Genomic DNA, 21570 nt, shown 5'->3' on the forward strand with positions numbered 1-21570 from the left:
TTCGTAGGAGCGAGCTTGCTCGCGAACGGGTCAATCGGCGACTCCGGTTTCAAGCAGGTTCGCGAGCAAGCTCGCTCCTACAAGTTCTGCCCTCTGCCCAGTGTAATGGCTTGCGCCTGGCAATCAGCTGGCCAGAAACGAAAAAGGGCGGTCATCCGAAGATGACCGCCCCTGGAGAAAGAGTCAGTCGCTGCAGCCAGGTATGCGCGGGGGAGATGGACGCCGATTGGTGTATCGGCGGCCGTACGATGAGCCTGGTATGCCCAACGTTGCTGCAGCGACTTGTCCGGCACTATACGTGGTAACAATCGGTAAAAAACGACCCTATACTGCGATTCAGTTTTGCGGCGCGGACAATAATTGTCGTCGTTTCCTACAAGACGGATAAGCAGGGGGAAGGATGGACGTACTTCACGCAATGCGGGCGTTCGTCCGGGTAGTGGATGCTGGCAGTTTCACCGCCGCCGCCAACGCCCTGGGCTTGTCCACCGCCCAGGTCTCGCGCGTGGTCTCCGACCTCGAAGCGCAACTCGAAGCGCGCCTCCTGCACCGCACCACAAGGCGCCTGGCACTCACCGAGACCGGCGAGCGCTACCTGCTGCGCTGCCGGGAAATCCTCGCCGATGTCGAGGAAGCCGAGGCCGAGGCCAGCGGCGCGCACCTCAAGCCGCGTGGCCGCCTGCGCGTGCATTCGCTCACCGGTCTTGGCCAGCAGCACCTGATCCCGCTGGTCTCGCGCTACTGCGAGTCCTTTCCCGAGGTCTACATCGAGCTGACCCTGGCGCAGCGCCAGCCGGATATCCTCGAGGAAGGCCAGGACGTGGTCATCACCCGCGACCGCGAGCTGCCCGACTCCGAATTCGTCGCCCAGACCCTGGGCACCATCTACAGCGTGCTCTGCGCCAGCCCCGAGTACCTCAAGCGGCGCGGCACTCCGAGCAGCGTCGCCGACCTGCACCAGCACCAGTGCCTGCGCCTGCAGGACCCGACCTTCCCAGAGGGCTGGGCCTTCGAGGAAGGCAATGAGGAAAGCGTGATCCGCCCGCGCGATACCTTCATGGTCAACGTCGCCGAGGCGCTGACCGGCGCTGCCGCCGCCGGCATGGGCATCTGCCTGCTGCCCAGCTACGTTGCCGCCCCCGCCCTGCGCCGCCGCACGCTGGTGCGCGTGCTGCCCCGGCACAGCCTGCACGTGCGGCAGATCTACGCGCTGTACCCGTCGCGGCGCTTCCTCGACGCGAAGATCCGCACCTGGGTCGAGTTCCTCAAGACGGAATTGCCGAAGGTGTTCGAAGAGGACGAAGCAGCGCTCAACGATCCCGTCAATTGGGCGTAAGGCAAAGGGCTAGTGTGGCGCATCGTCGCAGCCGCTCTATATCAACGTTCTCGGACGATCGGCGCGGATTGTTGCTTTTTAGGCAATGCTTTGTTGGTTAGCTAGCTATTTTTCTACCCACTGTTGCGCCGTAACCTTTCTCCAACCCCGACCAATCGGGTGTTCAGAAAGGATCACCGTCATGTCCCGTTCGCTTTATGTTGCTGCCTTGCTGTCCGTCTGCTCGCTGTCCTTCACTCAGCTGAGCTTCGCCGAAGAATCGCGCCTGATGACCGACAAGATGGTCAAGGCCAACGAAGCAGTGATTGCCCAGCAGCAGGCCCAGTCCGCCGAGCAGACCGCCAAGGCCGCCACTGGCAGCAACGCCGATTCCTGATCGGCCACTTCCCCCGGGAGGTCCGGAGCGTGAGCCGGGCTTCTCAACACCTTGCGCCGCATACGATATGCGGCGTTTTTTTTGCCTGTGTTTCCGGCGCCCGAAGGCGACTGTTACAGACGCTGTAACAGTCTTTCGCTATTGATGGTCTGTATTCCTGCCTGATCGGTCAATATACTTGACCCAACAGCGTGGCTTTCGAGCGGCGCCGTTACCGGCCTCACCGCCGGCAAGCTTCCCGACGCCGATTCTTGATTGCTCCAGATCGACGTCCGTCTCAAGGCCGCTGCTATCAGCGGCCTTTTTTTATGCCGGCGGCGGGCTAGTTGGCGTCTGCCTGGAAGACGAAGAACGGCAGGCCGAAATGACCCTGCCAGGGGCCCCAGTACAGGTGCGCGCGAACTTCGCCGAAGCCGGCCTCGCGCAGCCTGTCGAGCAGGTCCCAGCCGAAGTGCTGGAAGCACAGCACGCCGCCGTCGCCAACCGGATCTCCGTGGTATTCCGCCGGCAGCAGATGCTCCAGAGTGCCGTTGGCGGTAAAGCGCGCACGGATCTCGGTTTCGGCCTGGCCGGGGAAGAACGGTACGCTGAATACCAGCCGTCCTCCGCGCCGGAGCACCCGTCGGCATTCGCTGAAGGCTCGCGCGAAATCGGGAATGTGCTCGAAGATGTCCTGGGATATCACCAGGTCGAAGCTGTCATCGGCGAACGACAGCCGGGTCAGGTCCTCGTGGCGCAGATGCTGGCGATGCTGCTCGTTCCAGTAGGTTTCGCCGGAAACCCGATCCATGCCGAGGAATTCGCTGCCCACGAGCCGTGGGTAAAGCCGCTCCAGCTGCCTGAAACTGGCGGTGACGCACTCGGCGATGTACACGCGTGAGTCCCGGGGCAGTTCGAGTTTGCGCAGGCGATCCAGCAGCGCGCGCATCCGGCTGTTGAGGCCGCAGCCCCGGCAGGCGGCGGTTTCCGTCCACGCCGGGTGCACGCTGCCATCCGCGGCAATGCCTCCCAGGCGCCAGTCGACATGCATTGGCTGGATGCTTTCGCAAGCCGAGCACCAGGCCTCGATGTCCATGGGATGGCGGGACCAGAGCACGCGGTCCTCGATGGCGCCGCACAGCGCCCGGGCGGTCGGCACCTGTTTCGCCTGGCGGGCCTGTTGCCAGTCTTCGGCGGACGCGAAGGCGCCCAGCCAGATGGAGGGGAGAAGGCTGCCGGTCATGCTGGTTTTCCTTGTTCGAGAGGGCGGCAGGGCTGGCCGGGTCGCGGCACCCGGTTCAGGGTAGCGGTTCGCTCGGCGAACGCCAGTGCGCTGGCCAGCACTGGCTAGCCGGCGCCGGCTGTGAGAGGCTCGGGCGCTTCGATGGACCGACAAGGATGCCGCCGGTGACCACTGACAATCCGTTCGCGCCCCCCCATGCGCCGCTCACCGCACCAGCCGTCGAGGCTCCACCGGCTGGCCGCGAGCCGCTGCTGTTCGTCGCCGCGGCGGTGGTGTTCTTCGGCAGTAATGCCGTGCAGTGGATCGGTGACCTGGGCAATTACCGCGAGCGCCTGCCGCAGTACCTGCCGACGATGCTGGCAAACTGGCTGGGTGGACTGGTTTTCTATGCCGCAGCGGTCCTGCTGCTGGTGCATTACCAGCGCGAACGCTACGCTATCGCGCGGTTTCAGCCACTGGCCGGGTTGCTGGCAGGTTTCGGCGTGGCTTATCTGATCGCCACCATGGTGGTCAGCACGGCGGTGTCCTACCTGAGCGTATCGTTCTATCAGTGGGCGTTCGAGCAGGGCTCCCGAACCCTCTGGATAGTCCTGTATGGCCAGGTCAATTCGCTGATCAACCTGTTCCTCGGCTGCCTCCTGCCGCTCTGGCTGGTCCTGCATCTGGCGCGCTCGCGCTCCGAACCGATGGCGCCGGGCCAGGCCGTCGCACTGCCCTCCTGGCACGTGGCGCTGGCGGTGGCGCTGTGCTTCAGCGCAGTGATCTACAAGCTGTCCGCGGCACTCGGCTATGGCGTGCTCTACCTGTACAGCGGCGCTGACGGCTGGCAGTCGGTACTCATGCTGTCGAGCTGCGTACTGCCGTTCGCCATCGTCATGCTGGCGGTGCGGACACGCCTGCCGCCGCAGCTCACGCGTTTTGCCGCCGGCCGGGTGCTGGCCTGTGCGCTGGTCCTGCTGGCGATCTGGGTGGTGGTGGCCGTGCTGTTCTCGATCCTGGTGGCCTTTGCCGCCTACGGCTCGCTCAACTCCAGCCGCCTGCCGCTGTACCTGCTGCCGCCAGCGACCCTGCTGCTGGCGCTGCTCTGGCCGTTGGCGTACTGGTGTAGCGGCTGGTTCTTCGCCGAGCAGCTCGCTCAGTCCTCGCCCAGGTAGTCCCCGCGGCTCAGCCCATGGCGCTGCATCTTCTCGTTGAGGGTGCGGCGCGGCAGGCCGAGCAGCTCCATCACCGCCTTGATGTCGCCCTTGCACTGGCCCAGCGCCTGGCGGATGCATTGCGCCTCGTAGGCTTCCATGCGTTCGAAGAGGCCGTTGCCGGCCGGTTCTTCCGCCTGCTCGGCGCGATCCAGGCCGAGCACATGGCGCTCGGCGGCGTTGGCCAGCTCACGCACGTTGCCCGGCCAGTCGTGGGCGAGCAGGCGCGCCAGTTCGCTGGCCGACAGCGGTGCGGCTTCGCGGCCGAATTTCTCGCTGGCCAGCAGCGCGTAGTGCTCGAACAGCAGCGGGATGTCCTCGCGCCGTTCGCGCAGTGGCGGCAGGCGCAGCTCGGCGACGTTCAGGCGGTACACCAGGTCCTCGCGGAAGCGCCCGGCACGGGCTTCTTCGAGCAGGTCAGGCTTGGTGGCGGCAATCACCCGCAAATCGACCTTGATGCTCTGGTTCGAGCCCAGGCGCTCCAGTTGCTGTTCCTGCAGCACGCGCAGCAGCTTGACCTGCTGGGCCAGTGGCATGCTCTCGATCTCGTCGAGGAACAGGCTGCCGCCGTTGGAGTGCTCCAGCTTGCCGATGCGCTTGCCCTGGGCACCGGTGAAGGCGCCGCTCTCGTGGCCGAACAGTTCGGTCTCGAACAACTGCTCGGGAATCGCCGCGCAGTTCAGCGCGACAAAGGGCTTGCCGGCGCGTGGCCCGAAGTCGTGCAGGCAGCGCGCGACCAGCTCCTTGCCGCTGCCGGTGTCACCCCGGATCAGTACGTTCACCGGCGTACCGGCCAGCGCCATGATCTGTCGGCGCAGGGTTTCCATGGGCCGCGAGACGCCGAGCAGGCGCGACTCGATCTGGTCCTTGAGCGCTGCCTGTTCGCGCAGCCGACGGTTCTCCTGCACCAGCCGACGTTTTTCCAGGGCACGGCGCAGGCTGTCGAGCAGGCGTTCGGGGGTGAAGGGTTTCTCGATGAAGTCGTAGGCGCCCTGGCGCATCGCCTGCACTGCCATGGGCACGTCGCCGTGGCCGGTGACCATGATCACCGGCAGGTCGCGGTCGATCTGCTGCAGGCGCTCGAGCAGCGCCAGGCCATCGGTGCCGGGCATGCGCACATCGCTGATGACCACGCCGGGCAGCTCGCGGGAAACGCTCTTCAGGCATTCGTCGGCGCTGCTGCACAGGCGCACCTCGAAGCCGGAGAGTTGCAGCCACTGCTGCACGGCGTCGCGGATGGCGGCTTCGTCGTCGACGAAGAGGATGGTCTCGCTCATGGTTTTCTTTCTTCGCTGGCGGCCGGCAGGCTGAGGCGAAACACCGCGCCGCCGGTGGGCTGGTTGGCGGCGTCGAGGCGCCCGCCGAGTTCGTGGACGATGCCATAGGATACCGCCAGCCCCAGGCCCAGTCCTTCGCCCACCGGCTTGGTGGTGAAGAAGGGATCGAAGACGCTGGCCAGATGGGCTTCGTCGATGCCCGCGCCGTTGTCGGCGACCTCCAGGCACCAGTGTTCATCGTCGCGTTGCAGGCTCAGCCGGATGCGTGGCTGCGCGCTGCCGGCCACTGCATCCAGGGCATTGCGGAGCAGGTTGACCAGTACCTGTTCCAGGCGGATCGCGTCGCCCAGCACCCAGGCGGGCAGGGCGAGGTCCTGGCGGATCTCCACGCCTTCGGCGCGGATACGCACGGCCAGCAGTTGCAGCGCCTGCTCGATCACGTGGCCCAGTTCGATGCGCTCGCGCAGGCCGCCGGGTGTCTTGCGCGCGAAGGTCTTCAGGTGGCCGGTCAGAGCGGCCATGCGTTCGAGCAGCTCATCCACGCGCACCAGCGCGGCGCGGGCGTCGTCCTGACGGCCGGCGTCCAGCAGCAGGCGCACGCTGGCCAGTTGCATGCGCTGGGCGGTGAGCGGCTGGTTGATTTCGTGGGCCAGCGCGGCGGACATCTGCCCCAGCGCGGCCAGCTTGGCGGCCTGTACCAGGCCATCCTGGGCGGTGCGCAGGGCGGCGGTGCGTTGCTCGACGAGACGCTCCAGCTCTTCCTGGTCGCGCTGGCGCAGGCGGGCGAGGCGGCGCCGCTGTTGCAGCCAGAGCACGAGGAACACCAGCGCCAGCCAGGCGCCGGCAGCGGCGAGGCGCGCGCTGGTGACGTCGGACTGTACCCCGCGGGTGTCGCGGAGCAGGTGCAGGGTCCAGTCCTCTTCCGGCAGGCCGACCGATTGCCAGAGGTAGTCGCCGCTGATTTCCTGGCCCTCCACGCGCACCATCCGCGCGTGTTCGCCGAGCGACTCCAGCGTCCGATGCGGTAGCGCGCTGAGTGGCTGGCGGTGGTACTGGCGGGTATCGGCCAGCTCGGCGCGGGCCACCGCGTCCAGTGGCATCAGCTCGCGGTAGCGCCAGCGCGGGTGGTTGGCGAGGAACACCACGCCCTTGCTGTCGCTCACCAGCACCACGTCCGGGGTCTGGCTCCACTGCCGTTCGAGGTCGGGAAACTCCAGCTTGACCACGATGGCGCCGAGGAAGTTGCCCGCGTCGTCACGCAGTGCGTTGGACAGGAAGTAACCAGGAATGCCGGTGGTCACGCCGACCGCATAGAAGCGCCCGGCGCCCTGGGCGATGGTCTGGCGAAAGTACGGCCGAAAGCTGTAGTTGTGGCCGACGTAGCTGGTCGGCAGGTTCCAGTTGCTGGCGGCCACGGCGAGGCCGGTGCGGTCCAGCAGCTCCAGGGTCGACGAGCGTGCCGCGCCGTTGATTTCCTGCAGCTTGAGGTTGAGCCGGTGCTGCACCTCGTCCGTCAGCGTGCCGCGCATGGTCGCGCGCAGTTCCGGGTCCAGCGCCAGCACGGAAGGAATGCTGCGGAAACGCTCGATCAGGGTATGCAGGGAACTGGCGTAGAGGCCCAACTGCTCATGGGCGGTTTCCGCCTCGGCGAGCAGCGCGCGGTGCCGCGCCTTCTCGCCCGCCCAGAACACCGACAGCACCAGGCCGGCCAGCAGGAGCAGGCAGATCAGCAGCAGGCGGAGAGGGCGAGTAGGCGACATGTTCGACGGGGTTCGACCAGCGGTCGGCGACAATAGCACGACCGCGCGCTGGTCCGGCGCCCCACCGCCTCGCTACACTGCCGCATCCTGATGGAGAACGCTTCGATGCAGTTGTCGTCCTGGACCCACGAAGGGTCCGCCGGTTTCACCCTGCGCGGCTGGCGCAGCGAGCCCAGCGGCAAGCCGCTGCTGCACTTCCTGCATGGCAACGGCTTCTGCGGCCGCGCCTACGAGCCGATGCTGAAGGTCCTGGCGGAGGATTTCGACCTCTGGTTGTGCGACGTCCAGGGCCATGGCGACAGTGACCACGGCGGACGCTTCCACGGCTGGAACCGTAACGCCGAAATGGCGGTGGAGGCCTTCCGGGCCGGCAACACGGTTTTCGGCGACGTGCCGCACTACGCCGCCGGGCACAGCTTTGGCGGCGTACTCACCAGCCTGATCCTCGGCCGTCATCCCGAGCTGTTCCGCCGCGCGGTGTTGCTCGACCCGGTGCTCTTCACCCCGGCGATGATCGGCGTGATGGCGCTCTCCGAAGTGCTCGGCCTGCACAAGCGCCGCACCATGGTGCAGAAGGCCCGCTCGCGGCGCAGCCAGTGGCCGGACCGCGAAGCGGCCTACGCCGGCCTGCATGGCCGCGGCATCTTCAAGGGCTGGACCGACGCCGCGCTGTGGGCTTACGTGGAGAACGCGATGAAGCGCACCGAGGCTGGCGTCGAGCTGAAATGCCGGCCCAGCCGCGAGGCGGAGATCTTCAGCTCCTTCCCCAAGCGCCTGTGGCCGTCGCTGAACAAGGTGGTGACGCCGACCCAGGTGCTGTTCGGCGAGCGTACCTACCCCTTCGTCGCCAAGTCCGTGGCGCGCTGGTGCGCAGCGAACACGGTGGTGAGCGGCCAGTGCGTCGACGGCGGGCATTGCTTCATGCAGGAGTTCCCCGAAGACAGTGCCGAGCGCGTGTCACGCTTCCTGCTGGGCCACGAATGAACGACCCGGCCCGCGAGTCCGTCTGGCTGGCACTGTCCGAGCTGTGGCTGGACACCGAGCTGGTCGAGGACGATCTTGCCGCCATCGCGCGCACCCTGGCGATCAGCGGCTATGCCGCGGAGGAGTTGGAGGCGATCTACCGGCTGGAAGTCGCGCCGGTGGTCTGGGGTAACGCCTGGGTGACGGCTGGCGTGTGGGACGGGTTCGATCCCGACTGGCTGTTCGAAGCCTGCCGACGCAACCAGCAGCGGCGTCGCTCGCCCTGGCATCGGCTGCGCTGTCGCGTGCTACGGCGTGCGATGACCTATGCCACCGAGGCGCACTGGCGGGCGATCCGCGCGCAGCTCTAGTCGCCGACCTTCTTGCCCTGGTGTGCGCGGCGCCATTCGTCCAGGCGCACCACTTCACCCCTGGGGCGTGGCGGCGCGGGGGCGTCGTCGAACACGGCGTCGACGATTTCCTCATCCACCGGCTGGGCGGCGGGATGGAAGGTGGCAACCGGCGATGCCGGTGCGCGCGGTTCAGGCTCCATGCGGAACGGCGCCAGCTCAACGCGGCCCAGATGCTGGCCGAACATGGCGATGCTGCCGGCGTAGCGCTCCTGGCCGGTGGCGGTGAACTCGAAGGCGTATTCGCGGGCCAGGCGCAGGTTGCCCCGGCCGTCGCGCTGGAAGCGGAAACGCTGCAGGGCCATGGCTTCATCGAGCAGTTCCACGCCCTCGCGCGCGCAGTGCTGCTTGGCCAGAAGCAGCGCACGCTCGCGGATGCCATGGGCGCGCCACCACCAGGCGGCGCCTGCAATGACCAGCATGAAGATGAAAAGATTGCCCAGGTCCACTTCGGCTTCCTCGGAATCGGCGCACCAGCTTACTCACTCCGCCGTCGGGCGGCGAGGGGCGGATGTTCACAGCGTGTGAATTGCGCTCCATACTGCCCCATTCTGTAGCAGGACACCGTTATGCCGCGCACTCCCCACGTTCTCGCCATCCAGTCCCACGTCGTCTTCGGCCACGCCGGCAACAGCGCTGCCGAGTTCCCCATGCGACGCGTCGGGGTGAACGTCTGGCCGCTGAACACCGTGCAGTTCTCCAACCATACCCAGTATGGCCACTGGACGGGCCAGGTGCTGCCGCCGGAGCAGATTCCCGCGCTGGTGGATGGCATCGCCGCCATCGGCGAGCTGGGCAACTGCGACGCGGTACTCTCGGGCTACCTGGGCAGCGCGGCGCAGGGTCGTTCGATCCTCGAGGTGGTGCGCCGCATCCGCGAGGTCAACCCGCGTGCGGTGTACCTCTGCGATCCGGTGATGGGCCATCCGGAGAAGGGCTGCATCGTCGCCCCGGAAGTCGGCGAATTCCTGCTCCACGAGGCCGCTGCCGTGGCCGACTACCTGTGTCCGAACCAGCTGGAGCTGGACAGCTTCTGCGACCGCCAGCCGACCTCCCTGGAGGACTGCGCGGCGATGGCCCGTGGCCTGCTGGTGCGTGGCCCGAAGGCAATCCTGGTGAAGCACCTGAACTACCCCGGCAAGCCGGCGGATGCCTTCGAGATGCTGCTGGTGACCCTCGACGAGACCTGGCACCTGCGCCGACCGCTGCTGGCCTTCCCGCGCCAGCCGGTGGGCGTGGGCGACCTGACTTCCGGGCTGTTCCTTGCCCGCCTGCTGCTGGGCGACGACCTGCGCAGCGCCTTCGAATTCTGCGCCGCCGCGGTGCACGAAGTACTGCTGGAAACCCAGGCCTGCGGCAGCTACGAGCTGGAACTGGTGCGCGCCCAGGACCGCATCGCCCATCCGCGGGTGAAGTTCGAGGCGGTGAAGCTGGGGTGAGTCAGATTTCGCAAGCCGTCGATTCCTTGTAGCAGCGAGCTTGCTCGCGAACCGCCCGGTTCCTGAACTGCCGGTGATTCCGTTCGCGAGCAAGCTCGCTCCTACATAATCCCGCCTGCCGCCTGCCGCCTGCCGCCTGCCGCCTCAGAGCATGTACTTGCCCAGCAGCAAGCCACCGACCACCATCGCGGTGAGCAGGCCGAACGCCAGCCCCAGGCGTTTTTCGATGGCTTCGCGCAGCGCCGGTCCCGCCCAGAACAGCAGGGCGCAGGTGGCGGCGAAACGCAGGGTGCGCGCCACCACGCTGAGGGCGATGAACAGCACCAGGTCCAGCTGGGTCACGCCGCTGGTGAGGGTGATCAGCTTGTAGGGCAGCGGGGTGAAACCGCCGCCCAGCAGCACCATCAGCCAGCCAAGCTCGTTGTAGCGTTCGGCGACCTCGGCGAAGTTCTCCTGCAGGCCATAGAAGGCCAGGATCGCCTGGCCCACTGTCTCGAACAGCAGCAGGCCGATGAAGTAGCCGGCGATGCCGCCCAGCACCGAACTGACAATGCAGATCGCCGCGTAGCGCCAGGCCTTGGCCCGGTTGGCCAGCACCATCGGCACCAGCAGCGCGTCCGGCGGGATGGGGAAGAACGAACTCTCGGCGAAGGTCACTCCACCCAGCGCCAGCTCCGCCCGCGGATGGCCCGCCAGGCGCATGGTCCAGTCGTACAGCCGGCGCAGCATGGCGTCAGGCCGACTGCGGCAGGTGGTCGTCGCCCGGCGCCGCGGCGGCGTCCTCGCGTTCGACCCGCTCGACCATGCCACGGGCAATCTCGCGCTCGCCCATGATTACCAGGCTGGCGCCATTCTGCTCCAGGTAGTCCACCTCGGCGTCGAAGTGGGCGCGGGCGATGATGTCCAGGTTCGGGTTGATCGCCCGTGCGTGGCTGGAAATGGTCCCGGCCTCGAAGCCATTGGGAATGGCGATCAGCAACCAGCGCGCCGAGGTGATGTTGGCCTGGTTCAGCACATCGGGATTGGCGGCGTTGCCCACCACCACGCAGAGCCCGTGCTCGCGCAGCTCGGCGGCCTTCTCGCGCTTGTCCTCGATGACCACCAGCGGCACCTTGTCCTTGCGCAGGCGCTCGCTCACCAGCGCGCCGACGCGGCCGTGGCCGATGAGGATCGCGTGATTGTGCTCCAGCACCGGCGGTGGCAGGTCCTGGGGTTCCACCTGGACCACGCCGGGCTCGGTCTCGGCCTTCTGCTCCTGGCGCGCCTGCAGGCGATCGATGGCGATGAACAGCAGCGGGTTGACCAGGATCGACAGGATCGCGCCGGCTAGCACCAGGTCGCGACCGGCTTCGGGCAGCAGGTTCAGGGTCACGCCCAGGCCGACCAGGATGAAGGAGAACTCGCCGATCTGCGCCAGGCTGGCGGCGATGGTCAGTGCGGTGCTGTTGGGGTGGCCGAACATGCGCACGATGACGTAGGCCGCCACCGACTTGCCGAAGACGATCACCAGGAAGGTTGCCAGCACCGGCAGCGGCTCCTGGATCAGGATCGCCGGGTTGAACAGCATGCCCACCGAGACGAAGAACAGCACGGCGAAGGCGTCGCGCAGCGGCAGCGAGTTCTCGGCAGCCTCGTGGCTCAGCTCGGACTCGTTGAGGATCATCCCGGCGAAGAATGCGCCGAGGGCGAAGGACACGCCGAAGATCACCGCCGAGCCGTAGGCGATGCCCAGGGCGATGGCCAGCACGGCCAGGGTGAACAGCTCGCGCGAGCCGGTCTTGGCGACGCGCTCCAGCACCCAGGGCACGAAGCGGCGGCCGCCGACGATCATCACCGCGACGAAGGCGGCGACCTTGCCCAGGGTCAGCAGGATCGGCATCAGTACGCCGCCGTCACCACCGTCGGAGGTGCCGCCCAGCGAGCCGGCCAGGGCCGGCAGCAGAACCAGGGTGAGGACCATCGCCAGGTCCTCGACGATCAGCCAGCCGATGGCGATGCGCCCGCGCTTGGTGTCGATCAGCTGGCGCTGCTCCAGCGCGCGCAGCAGCACCACGGTACTGGCCACCGACAGCGCCAGGCCGAAGACCAGACCGCCGCCGAAGTTCCAGCCCATCATCCACGCAAGGCCGAGGCCGAGCAGGGTGGCGACGCCGATCTGCACCACCGCACCGGGGATGGCGATGGCTTTCACCGACAGCAGGTCCTTGAGCGAGAAGTGCAGGCCGACGCCGAACATCAGCAGGATCACGCCCAGCTCGGCGATCTCTACGGAGAGTGCCTGGTCGGCGACATAACCGGGAGTGAAGGGGCCGGCCAGCACGCCGGCGAGCAGGTAGCCCACCAGCGGCGAAATACGCAGGCGGTTGGCCAGGGCGCCGAGGACGAAGGCCAGCACGAAGCCGACGGCGAGGGTGGTCAGTAACGGGGTGTGATGCATGGTCTGGGCTCCGGGCACTCAGGGAGCGGCCGGACTGCTTGTCAGCACCAGGCCGCTCGACGGTGGGTCACGGGGGCAAACCCGCGTGTGAAAAGTTTAGGCGTAGTAATGAATTCCTACCTTGCTTTCACGCAAGGGTAACCTGTTGACGCATTAGGAAATTTCCGCGACACGCGGGATTTCTTTTCAGGAAATGTCGTGAACGTCGCTTATTCGTCGCGAAGCTCCTGATAGCGCTGCTCCAGCTCCTGGCGAATCTGCCGGCGTTGCTGGGCCTGGGCGAAGCGACGTTTCTCGTCCCTGGTCTGTGGAACCAGTTGCGGCACGACGATCGGCGTGCGCTCGTCGCCCAGCGCCACCATGGTGAAGAAGCAGCTGTTGGTGTGGCGCACGGACTTCTCGCGGATGTTCTCGGTCACCACCTTCACGCCGATCTCCATGGAGGTGCGGCCGGTGTAGTTCACCGAAGCGAGGAAGGTGACCAGTTCGCCGACGTGGATCGGCTGGCGGAAGATCACCTGGTCCACCGACAGGGTCACCACGTAGTAGCCGGCGTAGCGGCTGGCGCAGGCGTAGGCGACTTCGTCGAGGTACTTGAGCAGGGTGCCTCCGTGGACATTGCCGGAAAAGTTGGCCATGTCGGGGGTCATCAGGACGGTCATGCTGAGCTGGTGGTTGCCAGGTTCCATTGAGTTCTCGGGCAGATGTCTGGGGAAAAGGAAAGGGCCTCACTCTGGACAACCCGAGCGCGGCTGGCGACACAGTTTTTTCTATATCCCTGATTGGCCAGCGGCGCCAGTGGACCATTCGCCAGCGGTGCATCCACCGTTCGAGCAACGCCGTGAATGAAAACGGGCGACCCCTGGTCGCCCGTTCGCGTCGTTGCGCCTCAGCGCCCGGCCGAGAGGCCGAAGTCGATGGCCAGGTCCGCGCCGGTGATGGCTTCGGACTCCGGCTTGCAGAGGTACCAGACCAGCTCGGCGACTTCCTCCGGGCGGATGAAGCGCGCCACCTTGCCCTGCGGATAATCCTTCAGCAGCTCGCGTTTATAGGCCGCCGGGTTGCCCTGGCCGTAGCGTTCGGCCTGGTAGTCGAGCATCGGCGTGGCGATGTCGGCGGGGGAGATGGCGTTGACCCGCACGCCGGACTCGGCCAGTTCCAGGGCCAGCGTGCGGGTAAGCATGGTCAGTGCCGCCTTGCTTGCGCAGTAGGCGGCGGAGCCGCGATAGGCCTGGCGGCCGGAGTCGCTGGAGATGTTGACGATGCAGCCGTGGTTTTCCTTGAGGTACGGCGTTGCCGCCTGGCACATGTAGAACGCGGCCTTGAGGTTCACCCCCATGACCAGGTCGAAATCGTCCTCGTTGAAGTCTTCCACCGGGCCTTCGCGCCAGACACCGGCGGCGTTGACCAGCGCATCGAGACGGCCGGTGCGGGCGAGAATGTCGGACATCAGGCTGTGGCAGTTATCGGCGCGTCGCAGGTCGCCGACGGCGGTAGCGTCCAGCGGTACCTGGGCGTTCAGCGCATGCAGGCCGGCTTTATCCACGTCGGTGGCGGCGATGCGCCAGTGGCTTTGGGCGAAACGTTTGGCGATGGCTTTTCCGAGGCCACCGGCAGCGCCGGTGATCAGTACGACGGGAGTGCTCATTGTCTACGGGTTCTCCCTGCCTGAGAGAGGACGGCGGCCGGCAGGCAGACCGGCGGGCGCCGCATCGATCGCAGAGCGCTCAGGCGCTCCGTGCAACTACAGACCAAGAAAAGACCAGATTCTTCACTCTGGCAGAGTAAATTTTTCGTAAGACTTTCGCGTGTCAGCGGGTGAGCTGATTGCTGGGCGCAAAATGGCGGATAACGCTTCGCGTTATGCGCCCTACGGGAGCCCAGGGGACATCTTGTGTAGGGCGAATAACCGTTCACGGTTATCCGCCGTTTCGGTCAGTCGTTCAGGCGTGGTGCAGATACCAGCGCCAATCCTGCTCGCCGACTTCGCCCATGAACTGGCGGAACTCTTCCCACTTGATCGCCAGGAACACCTTGAGGAATTCCTCGCCCAGCGCCTCGCGCGCCCAGGCCGAGGATTCCAGCGCGCGCAGCGCGGTGAGCCAGTCGGTGGGCAGGAACTCGGTGGCCTGTTCATAGCCGTTGCCGACGATCGGCGCGCCCGGATCGATCTGTTCGCGGATGCCTTCGTGGATTGCCGCAAGGATCGCCGCCGCCGCCAGGTACGGGTTGGCGTCGGCGCCGCAGATGCGGTGCTCGATGTGCCGGCTCTTGGCCGGGCCACCGGGCACGCGGAACGACACGGTGCGGTTGTTCACGCCCCAGCTCTTGGCCAGCGGCGCGTAGCTGTTGGCCTGGAAACGGCGGAAGGAGTTGGCGTTGGGGCAGAAGATCGCCAGCGAATCCAGCAGGCGCGCCATCATGCCGCCGATGGAGTGGCGCAGCAGTGGAGTGCCGTGAATGTCTTCGCTGGCGTAGAGGTTGTTGCCCTCGGCGTCCGCCAGGCTGACGTGCAGGTGCATGCCGGAGCCGGCGCGGTCACCGAACGGCTTGGCCATGAAGCAGGCCTGCAGCCCGTGCTTGTTCGCCACGCCTTTCACCAGGCGCTTGTAGCGCACGCCTTCGTCGATTGCCTGCATGACGTCGAAGCGGTGCTCCAGGGTCAGTTCGACCTGGCCCGGCGCGTATTCGGAAATCGCCGTGCGTACCGGCAGGCCCTGCACTTCACACGCGGCGTAGAGGTCGTCGAGGAACGGCTGCAGTTGTTCCAGCTCGTAGACGCCGTATACCTGTGGCGCTTCCGGGCGGATACCGTTCATCTGCAGCGCCGGCTGCGGGCGGCCGTTGACGTCGCGCTGCTTGTCCAGCAGGTAGAACTCCAGCTCCACCGCCATCACCGGGTGGAAGCCGTCGGCCTTCAGCCGATCCACCACGCGGCTCAGCGCCTGGCGTGGATCGGCCGGGGTGGCCGGCAGGCCCTGGGTCGGGTGCATGCTCACCTGCAGCTGGCCGGTGGGTGAATTGCGCCAGGGTTGCAGGATCAGGCTGCCGGGCAGCGGGTAGGTCCAGCAGTCGGCGTCGGCCACTTCCCAGACCAGCCCGGTGCCTTCGACGTCTTCGCCCTGCACGGTCAGCGCAAGGATCGAGCTGGGCAGCGGGCGGCCGTTGTCGTAGATCGCCAGCAGCTCGTCGCGGTGCAGCAGCTTGCCGCGCGGGATGCCGTTGGAGTCGATGATGAACAGTTCGATGCTGCGCACGTCCGGGTGGGCGGCGAGGAAGGCTTCGGCTTCCTGACGATCGGCGAATTGCATGGTGGTCCTCGGTGGCGCGGAGCGCGCCGCAGAATGCTTTTCGTAGGAGCGAGCTTGCTCGCCAACGCTCTTTTGCAAATCCGCTGCGGGGGGCGGGTTTGCGAGCAAGCTCGCTCCTGCAGGGGGAGTTTCGATCAGGCCTCGCGCGCGCCGGGAATGGCCAGCAGCTCGGTGATGCCGGCATCGAGGGTCTCGATCAGGCGATCCACATCGGCGGCAGTGGTGTCCGGGCAGCACAGGGTCATGTTGTGGAACGGCGTGATCAGGATGCCGCGGTTGATCAGGTACAGGTGCAGGGCCATCTGCAGCTCGTCGTGGAAGGCCGCTTCGGCCTCGGCGCCGGTACGCGGGGAGACGGGGCAGAACTGGAACTCGCTACGCGCGCCCAACTCGGTCACCGACCATTTCAGGCCGTGCTTGGCGATCAGCGCGCGGAAGCCGTCGGCCAGGCGCTTGGCCAGCGGCAGCATGTGGTCGTAGGCCGCCTGGGTCATCACCTGTTCCAGGTTGGCGCGCATGCAGTGCATGGCCAGGGCGTTGGCCGAGAGCGTGGTGCCCATGCCGCTGTGGCCGTGGCCATGGCTGTCTTCCTGGGCGCTCTGGCGCGAGGCAGCCATGCGCTCGGCCATCTCCGCACTGCAGCCGAAGATGCCGCAGGGCACGCCACCGGCGATCGGCTTGCCGACCACGAAGAAGTCCGGATCGAGGTTCCACAGCTGGGTACAGCCACCGATATTGGTGGAGATGGTGTGGGTTTCGTCGATGATCAGCAGCGAACCGTACTTGCGCGTCAGTTCGCGGCACTTCTGCATGAAGCCCGGATCGGGCAGGACCATGCCGATGTTGGTCATCGCCGGTTCGCACAGCAGGGCGCAGACGTCGCCCTGGGCCAGGGCGGCTTCCAGCGCCTCGACGTCGTTGAAGGGAATGGAGCGGCTGTGCTGGGTCAGGTCGTAGGCCTGGCCGACCAGGCCGGAGCGGTGCACGGTCTCGCCGTCGCGGTAGCGCACCATCACATCGTCCACGGTGCCGTGGTAGCAGCCGTCGAACACCAGCAGGGTCTTGCGCCGGGTTACCGCGCGGGCCCAGCGCAGCACATAGCGGTTGGAGTCGGTGGCGGTGGCGGTCACCTGCCAGTAGGGCAGGCCGAAGCGTGCGGCGAGCAGCTCGCCGCAGACCACCGCATCTTCGCCGGGAAGCATGGTGGTCAGGCCGCGCGCGCCTTGTTCGGCGAGGGCGCGGGCGATCGGCGCCGGCGAGTGGCCGAACATGCTGCCGGTGTCGCCCAGGCAGAAGTCCACGTAGTCATGGCCGTCCACGTCGTAGAAGCGGGCGCCCTGGGCGCGTTCGACGAACAGCGGGCAAGGCGTGGACCAGTCGGCCATCCAGTGCATCGGCACGCCGGCGTACAGCGACTGGTGCGCGCGCTCGGCAAGGGCGACGGACTTGGGATTCTGTTCCAGGAAGCGCTGGCGCTCGCGGGCGGTGAAGATATCCACGGCCTGTTGGGCGATTCCGCTGGCGGTCATGTTGCACACCTCGTTTGTTATTTCGCACATCTTCCATTTGTGATCACAAAAATGTCAATACAGTGAATCGTCTGCCTGATAATCTGCCCTGTAACGAATTCTGTGATCACAGAAAAAGAGGCTACCCATGAGCGATGTCACGAATGAGTCCGCCTGGGCCGGCCAGGTCGCGCTGGTCAGCGGCGCCGGCAGCGAATCCGGTATCGGCTTCGCCAGCGCCCGCCGGCTGGCACGCAACGGGGTGAAGCTGCTGCTCACCGCCAGCAGCGAGCGCGTGCTGCTGCGGGCGGAAGAACTGCGCGGCGAAGGTTTCGAGGCCCGCGCGCTAGCGGCCGACCTGACGGACGAAAACGATGTTCGCCGCCTGGCCGAATGGGCGCAGGCGCAATGGGGAAGGGTAGACGTGCTGGTGAACAACGCCGGCATGGCCATGCAGGGCAGCCCTGAGCCCTTCGCCGAGCTGGCGGTGATGGACCTGGCGACCTGGAACCTGTCGCTGGCACGCAATCTCACCAGCGCCTTCCTGCTTACCCGTGCGCTGCTGCCGGGCATGCTGGAGCGCGGCTACGGGCGCATCGTCAACGTCAGCTCCACCACCGGCACGCGGGCCAGCAATCCGGGCGAGTCGGCGTACAGCGCGGCCAAGGCCGGGATGCTCGGCATGAGCATGGGGCTGGTGCTGGAAGTGGCGCAGCGCGGGGTGACGGTGAACAGCGTGGCGCCCGGCTGGATCGCCACCGGCTCCAGCAGCGAAGAAGAAATCCAGGCCGGGCGGCGCACGCCGCTCGGTCGTTCCGGGCGACCGGAGGAGGTGGCAGCCGCCATCGCCTTCCTGGCCTCGCCCGACGCCAGTTACATCACCGGCGAAGTGCTGGTGGTGGATGGCGGCAACTGCCTGATCGAGAACAAGGGATAAGCACGATGAAACACGATTGCAGCCTGACCTTCGCCCAACTGCCGGCACCGCCGGCCGGCCAGGAGTAATTCGCGATGGCCGATAACCTTCAGGAACAGCTCTACCAGAACCTGCGCCAGGCTTTGCTCTCCGGGCGTTTCCAGCCCGGCGAACGGCTCAAGATCCGCGACCTGGCCGATGAATGGGGCACCAGCCCGATGCCGGTACGCGCCGCCCTGCAACGGCTGGTGGCCGAGGGCGCGCTGGAAGGCGAGCAGCAGCGCTCGCTACGGGTGCCGGTGATGACCCGCGAGCGCTACCTGCAGATCCTGCAGGTGCGGCAATCCCTGGAGGGGTTGGCGGTGGAGGATGCCGCCAGGCACCTGAAGCCCGTCGACATGGCGCTGCTGCGCGATTGTACCGAGCGCATGGAAGTCGCGCTGAACGCGCGCGACGTCCATGGCTACCTGGAGGCCAACAGCCTGTTCCACCTGACGCTCTACCGCGCCTGTGGCAACCCCACGCTGCTGCGCATGATCGAGGCGCTGTGGCTGCAGGTGGGGCCGTTCTTCAACCGGCTGTTCACCGAGGCCGACCTGTCGCTGCGCCTCAACGACTTCCATGAAGACACCCTGCAGGCGCTGGAGCGTGGCGACGCTGCGGGCGCACGCAAGGCCATCGAACAGGACCTGGGCTACTGCGGCCAGTACCTGCTCAACCTGCTGGAGCTGGAAAGCGGGGGAAGGCTCGGGGCGCGCTAGGGTAATTGCCGGACGGGTTACGGATCGGCAAGGGCGTAGAGGATTTTCAGATACGCCCTACGCATTCAGGCTTGGTATCCAGCGGCAGTCAGGCGACAGTCATGCGCCATTTTCGACCTTGAGAAAATCCCGTGAAGATGCGCTTCCGGCCGGCCCTGACTGTGGTCGCGGCCTTGCTGACTGGCCTGTACCTGGTCAACCCGCTCGGGGTGCCGAGCCTGGACCCACGCATGCGCCTGCTGGGGATGACGACCTATTCGATCAGGTCCTCCTCCATGAATCCCACATTGCAGCCGGGCGACTACATCCTGACCAGCGCCGCGAGCTATGCATTCGGCACGCCGACGGCCGGGGACGTCGTGGTCTTCCTCAATCCCAAGGACCCGCAGCACAGCTACGTCAAGCGCATCGTCGCCGGCCCCGGCGACCGGGTAAGGATCAGCGACGGTCGCTTGTATCTGAATGATCGCGAGATAGCGCAACCCTATCTGCTCGGGGCGCAGAACAGGGCGGCAGATTCACGGCGGCTGGTGGAGCACCGTGTGCCAGAGGAGCATTACTTCCTGCTCGGCGACAATCGTGACAACTCCCTGGATAGCCGATTTTTCGGCGACGTGCCGAGGGCCAATCTGGTCGGTCGGGTATCCCGCATCTGGTACGCGCAGAACACCGGGCGCATCGGCGCCTTGCCTGAACCGCAGCCCTGAGGAGGCTGGTTCGCCTCGCTCAGGGTGTCTTGATGAAGCGGACGTTGTCCTTCTTGATCAGGATCGTCTCGCCGTTGAGTTGTTCGAACTCGTAGTAGTCATTGTATTTGTCGTAGTCGGAGTGATCCTTCACCAGAATTTCGCTGCCATCCTGCAGCGTCACCACGGCCTTGTCGGCGCATCCGGCGAGACCGAGCAGCAACAGGCAGGTGAACAAGGCTTTCAACTTCATAGTTTCTCCACGGGGCATCGTACCCGCCCGGGCAGCAAGGGCTGGAGGTACGCTGGGTTGCCTGTGTGACCATGGAAGTTTCAGGAAATTCCGGAGCCCACCCTCAAGTGTCGAGCCATACGTCGCGTGCCCAGGTCCAGACGGAGTCCCAGGTTTCCTCGGTGAGTTCGCCATCGGCCCAGAGCACGACCTCGCCGTCCTCGGCGACCGCGTAGTAGTCGTCACCGTCGGCGCAGAGCGGTATCAGCTCGCGCGGCAGGCCACTCGCCCAGGCCACGGCGGCCACTTCCGGCAGGTAGGTATGCGACTGCGGATCGGTCACGGTCACCGGTTCCAGGCGGCCATAGATCACATCGCTGACCTGTAAAAGGAACTCGCGGAATTCCGACGGAATACCGATCAGCAGCTCTTCCTCGATCTCCACCAGCAGCTCTTCGTCCGGCAACTCCAGCGGAACCGGCACCGGCTCGTTCACTTCACGCAGTTTTTCGATCACATCTTCCACAGGCGGGGCCTCTCTGCATTCGACCAATGGCGCGCTTTATACAGTAGTAGCCGGCCATCCGCGCAAGACCACTGCGCGGGCGTTGTCCGGACGAGTGGCGAGGTGGCCGCCGGTATTGCGCAAGCGCCCGCACTTCAGCCCGCTCCCGGAAAGTTCGGGCTTGGGGAGAGGCCGGGGCTTGGGTGCGAGTGTTCCGCGAGAAACAGAAAAGCCCGGCCAGGGCCGGGCTTTTTGCCGATCGCGCAGGATCAGTTCTGGCGGATGCCCGCCACCAGCCAGGGCTGGTTGTCGCCCTGGGCACGCTCCATGCGCCAGCTTTCGCTGAAGGGTTCGCCCTGGTCGAAGCGCGAGGACTTCGACACACCGCTGAAGGTCAGGGTGGCGATGGTCTTCTCGGCCTGGTCGTCCACGCCTTCGAGCTGCACATCGAGGTTGTCGATATAGGTCGACTGGTAGGCGTCGCCCAGGTCAGCGCGTTCCTGCTTGAGGAACTGCAGCATCTGCGGGGTGACGAACTCGGCGATCTTGTCCATCTCGTTGGCGTCCCAGTGTTGCTGCAGGGACATGAAGTGCTCGCGCGCAGCGCCGATGAAACGGGTCTCATCGAACCAGCTCGGGGCGTTGATCACCGGGCGGCTGTCCATCACCGGACGCGAGGCGCCACCGAAGATCGACGGCGGGGCGGCTGGCATTTCACGCTGCATCGGTGCGTGTCCACCGGCCATGGCGGGCTGCTGGCCCTGCTGCTGGCGGCGACGCGAAGCGATGAAGCGGAACGCGATAAAGGCGATCAGCGCGATGATCAGGATGTCGAGGAATTGCATGCCCTGGAAGCCGTCGCCCATGAACATGGAGGCGAGCAGGCCACCGGCGGCGAGGCCGGCCAGCGGGCCGAGCCAGCGCGAAGCGCCGCTCTTGGCAGCGGCGCCGGCAGCGCCTGCGGCGGCACCGGTCGCGGCCGGGCCGGCGGCAGCGGGGGAATTCGGCGCGGCGTTGGGTTGCGCCTGGCGGGTCTGGTGGCTCGGCGCCGAGCCCATGCTCTTGCCGCCGCCGAAACGTTTGGCGGCGTTGACGTCGAGGCTGAGCGTCACGGCGACACAGAAGGCCATGGCAAGGCTGAGAAAGCGCTTCATCGTTGTCATTCTCTTGGTTGGTATACGACGCACGTCATGTTGCAGGCCGGGGCCGGTGAGAGCCAGTCGGATTTTGTTTCGTGC

Annotated in this window: 22 protein-coding genes; 9 read left to right on the forward strand and 13 right to left on the reverse strand. The window is 66.3% G+C overall.

The features are described from left to right. Positions 1-400 precede the first annotated feature (400 nt). Complete coding sequence (locus N5C91_RS19260) at positions 401-1336, forward strand: LysR family transcriptional regulator (RefSeq protein WP_236173635.1); 936 nt, start codon at positions 401-403, stop codon at positions 1334-1336. A gap of 181 nt (positions 1337-1517) precedes the next feature. Further along, positions 1518-1712: a hypothetical protein gene (locus N5C91_RS19265; protein ID WP_236173636.1), complete on the forward strand. Its 195-nt coding sequence runs from the start codon at positions 1518-1520 to the stop codon at positions 1710-1712. Positions 1713-2034: 322 nt separating this feature from the next. On the opposite strand, the gene N5C91_RS19270 is transcribed toward N5C91_RS19265, so the two are convergent. After that, positions 2035-2934 carry a methyltransferase domain-containing protein gene (locus N5C91_RS19270; protein WP_236173637.1) on the reverse strand — a complete coding sequence of 300 codons (900 nt, stop codon included), beginning with the start codon at positions 2932-2934 and terminating at the stop codon, positions 2035-2037. A gap of 155 nt (positions 2935-3089) precedes the next feature. Here N5C91_RS19270 and N5C91_RS19275 point away from each other — a divergent pair, with 155 nt between their 5' ends. Beyond that, positions 3090-4088 carry a hypothetical protein gene (locus tag N5C91_RS19275; protein ID WP_279831311.1) on the forward strand — a complete coding sequence of 333 codons (999 nt, stop codon included), beginning with the start codon at positions 3090-3092 and terminating at the stop codon, positions 4086-4088. Here the strand turns inward: N5C91_RS19275 and N5C91_RS19280 are convergent. Together N5C91_RS19280 and N5C91_RS19285 are read right to left on the reverse strand one after the other, a co-directional pair. Then, positions 4070-5404, reverse strand: a complete 1335-nt coding sequence (locus N5C91_RS19280) for a sigma-54 dependent transcriptional regulator (RefSeq protein WP_236173639.1) — start codon at positions 5402-5404, stop codon at positions 4070-4072. The genes N5C91_RS19275 and N5C91_RS19280 overlap by 19 nt on opposite strands. Further along, positions 5401-7164, reverse strand: coding sequence for an ATP-binding protein (locus N5C91_RS19285; protein WP_279831313.1), 1764 nt, complete (start codon positions 7162-7164; stop codon positions 5401-5403). Before N5C91_RS19285 ends, N5C91_RS19280 begins: the two co-directional genes overlap by 4 nt. Before the next feature lie 105 nt (positions 7165-7269). On the opposite strand from N5C91_RS19285, the gene N5C91_RS19290 reads away from it, so the two are divergent. Together N5C91_RS19290 and N5C91_RS19295 are read left to right on the forward strand one after the other, a co-directional pair. Then, the gene (locus N5C91_RS19290; RefSeq protein ID WP_279831315.1) at positions 7270-8148 is read left to right on the forward strand and encodes an alpha/beta hydrolase; all 879 of its coding nucleotides are present in this window, start codon (positions 7270-7272) and stop codon (positions 8146-8148) included. Continuing rightward, on the forward strand, positions 8145-8498 hold the full coding sequence (locus tag N5C91_RS19295) for a hypothetical protein (protein ID WP_236173642.1): 354 nt from the start codon (positions 8145-8147) through the stop codon (positions 8496-8498). Before N5C91_RS19290 ends, N5C91_RS19295 begins: the two co-directional genes overlap by 4 nt. Here N5C91_RS19295 and N5C91_RS19300 read toward each other — a convergent pair. Next, positions 8495-8986 carry a DUF3301 domain-containing protein gene (locus N5C91_RS19300; RefSeq protein WP_236173643.1) on the reverse strand — a complete coding sequence of 164 codons (492 nt, stop codon included), beginning with the start codon at positions 8984-8986 and terminating at the stop codon, positions 8495-8497. The two genes, N5C91_RS19295 and N5C91_RS19300, sit on opposite strands and share 4 nt — an antisense overlap. Positions 8987-9106: 120 nt before the next feature. Here N5C91_RS19300 and pdxY point away from each other — a divergent pair, with 120 nt between their 5' ends. Next, positions 9107-9976, forward strand: coding sequence for a pyridoxal kinase PdxY (gene pdxY, locus N5C91_RS19305; protein ID WP_236173644.1), 870 nt, complete (start codon positions 9107-9109; stop codon positions 9974-9976). Positions 9977-10120: 144 nt separating this feature from the next. Here pdxY and N5C91_RS19310 read toward each other — a convergent pair whose 3' ends face one another. The 6 genes from N5C91_RS19310 to N5C91_RS19335 form a co-directional block, all read right to left on the reverse strand. Next, positions 10121-10705, reverse strand: coding sequence for a YqaA family protein (locus N5C91_RS19310; RefSeq protein ID WP_024766834.1), 585 nt, complete (start codon positions 10703-10705; stop codon positions 10121-10123). Between the two features lie 4 nt (positions 10706-10709). Next, the gene (ybaL, locus tag N5C91_RS19315) at positions 10710-12413 is read right to left on the reverse strand and encodes a YbaL family putative K(+) efflux transporter (protein WP_279831325.1); all 1704 of its coding nucleotides are present in this window, start codon (positions 12411-12413) and stop codon (positions 10710-10712) included. A gap of 209 nt (positions 12414-12622) precedes the next feature. Further along, positions 12623-13102: an acyl-CoA thioesterase gene (locus N5C91_RS19320; RefSeq protein WP_279831327.1), complete on the reverse strand. Its 480-nt coding sequence runs from the start codon at positions 13100-13102 to the stop codon at positions 12623-12625. Between the two features lie 200 nt (positions 13103-13302). After that, positions 13303-14061: an SDR family oxidoreductase gene (locus N5C91_RS19325; protein WP_236173647.1), complete on the reverse strand. Its 759-nt coding sequence runs from the start codon at positions 14059-14061 to the stop codon at positions 13303-13305. Positions 14062-14356: 295 nt separating this feature from the next. Next, on the reverse strand, positions 14357-15724 hold the full coding sequence (locus N5C91_RS19330; protein ID WP_279831330.1) for a glutamine synthetase family protein: 1368 nt from the start codon (positions 15722-15724) through the stop codon (positions 14357-14359). 134 nt (positions 15725-15858) lie between these two features. Further along, the gene (locus N5C91_RS19335; protein WP_279831332.1) at positions 15859-17253 is read right to left on the reverse strand and encodes an aspartate aminotransferase family protein; all 1395 of its coding nucleotides are present in this window, start codon (positions 17251-17253) and stop codon (positions 15859-15861) included. A gap of 127 nt (positions 17254-17380) precedes the next feature. On the opposite strand from N5C91_RS19335, the gene N5C91_RS19340 reads away from it, so the two are divergent. The 3 genes from N5C91_RS19340 (at position 17381) to lepB (ending at position 19616) form a co-directional block, all read left to right on the forward strand. After that, on the forward strand, positions 17381-18169 hold the full coding sequence (locus N5C91_RS19340) for an SDR family NAD(P)-dependent oxidoreductase (protein WP_279831334.1): 789 nt from the start codon (positions 17381-17383) through the stop codon (positions 18167-18169). 74 nt (positions 18170-18243) lie between these two features. After that, positions 18244-18909 (forward strand): GntR family transcriptional regulator, encoded by a 666-nt coding sequence (locus tag N5C91_RS19345; RefSeq protein WP_279831337.1) that lies wholly within the window; start codon positions 18244-18246, stop codon positions 18907-18909. Positions 18910-19046: 137 nt separating this feature from the next. Beyond that, positions 19047-19616: a signal peptidase I gene (gene lepB, locus N5C91_RS19350; protein ID WP_236173785.1), complete on the forward strand. Its 570-nt coding sequence runs from the start codon at positions 19047-19049 to the stop codon at positions 19614-19616. 19 nt (positions 19617-19635) lie between these two features. Here lepB and N5C91_RS19355 read toward each other — a convergent pair whose 3' ends face one another. The 3 genes from N5C91_RS19355 to N5C91_RS19365 all read right to left on the reverse strand — a co-directional run bounded on the left by N5C91_RS19355 (position 19636) and on the right by N5C91_RS19365 (position 21486). After that, complete coding sequence (locus tag N5C91_RS19355) at positions 19636-19848, reverse strand: YgdI/YgdR family lipoprotein (protein WP_017521498.1); 213 nt, start codon at positions 19846-19848, stop codon at positions 19636-19638. A 103-nt stretch (positions 19849-19951) separates the two neighbouring features. Further along, entirely contained in the window at positions 19952-20353 is a 402-nt protein-coding gene (locus N5C91_RS19360; protein ID WP_184595010.1) for an SMI1/KNR4 family protein, read from the reverse strand. A gap of 248 nt (positions 20354-20601) precedes the next feature. After that, positions 20602-21486, reverse strand: coding sequence for a TIM44-like domain-containing protein (locus tag N5C91_RS19365; protein ID WP_236202050.1), 885 nt, complete (start codon positions 21484-21486; stop codon positions 20602-20604). Between the last annotated feature and the right edge of the window lie 84 nt (positions 21487-21570).

This window comes from Pseudomonas sp. GD03903 (genome assembly GCF_029840045.1).
In the GTDB taxonomy this organism is placed as follows: Bacteria; Pseudomonadota; Gammaproteobacteria; order Pseudomonadales; family Pseudomonadaceae; genus Pseudomonas; species Pseudomonas pseudonitroreducens.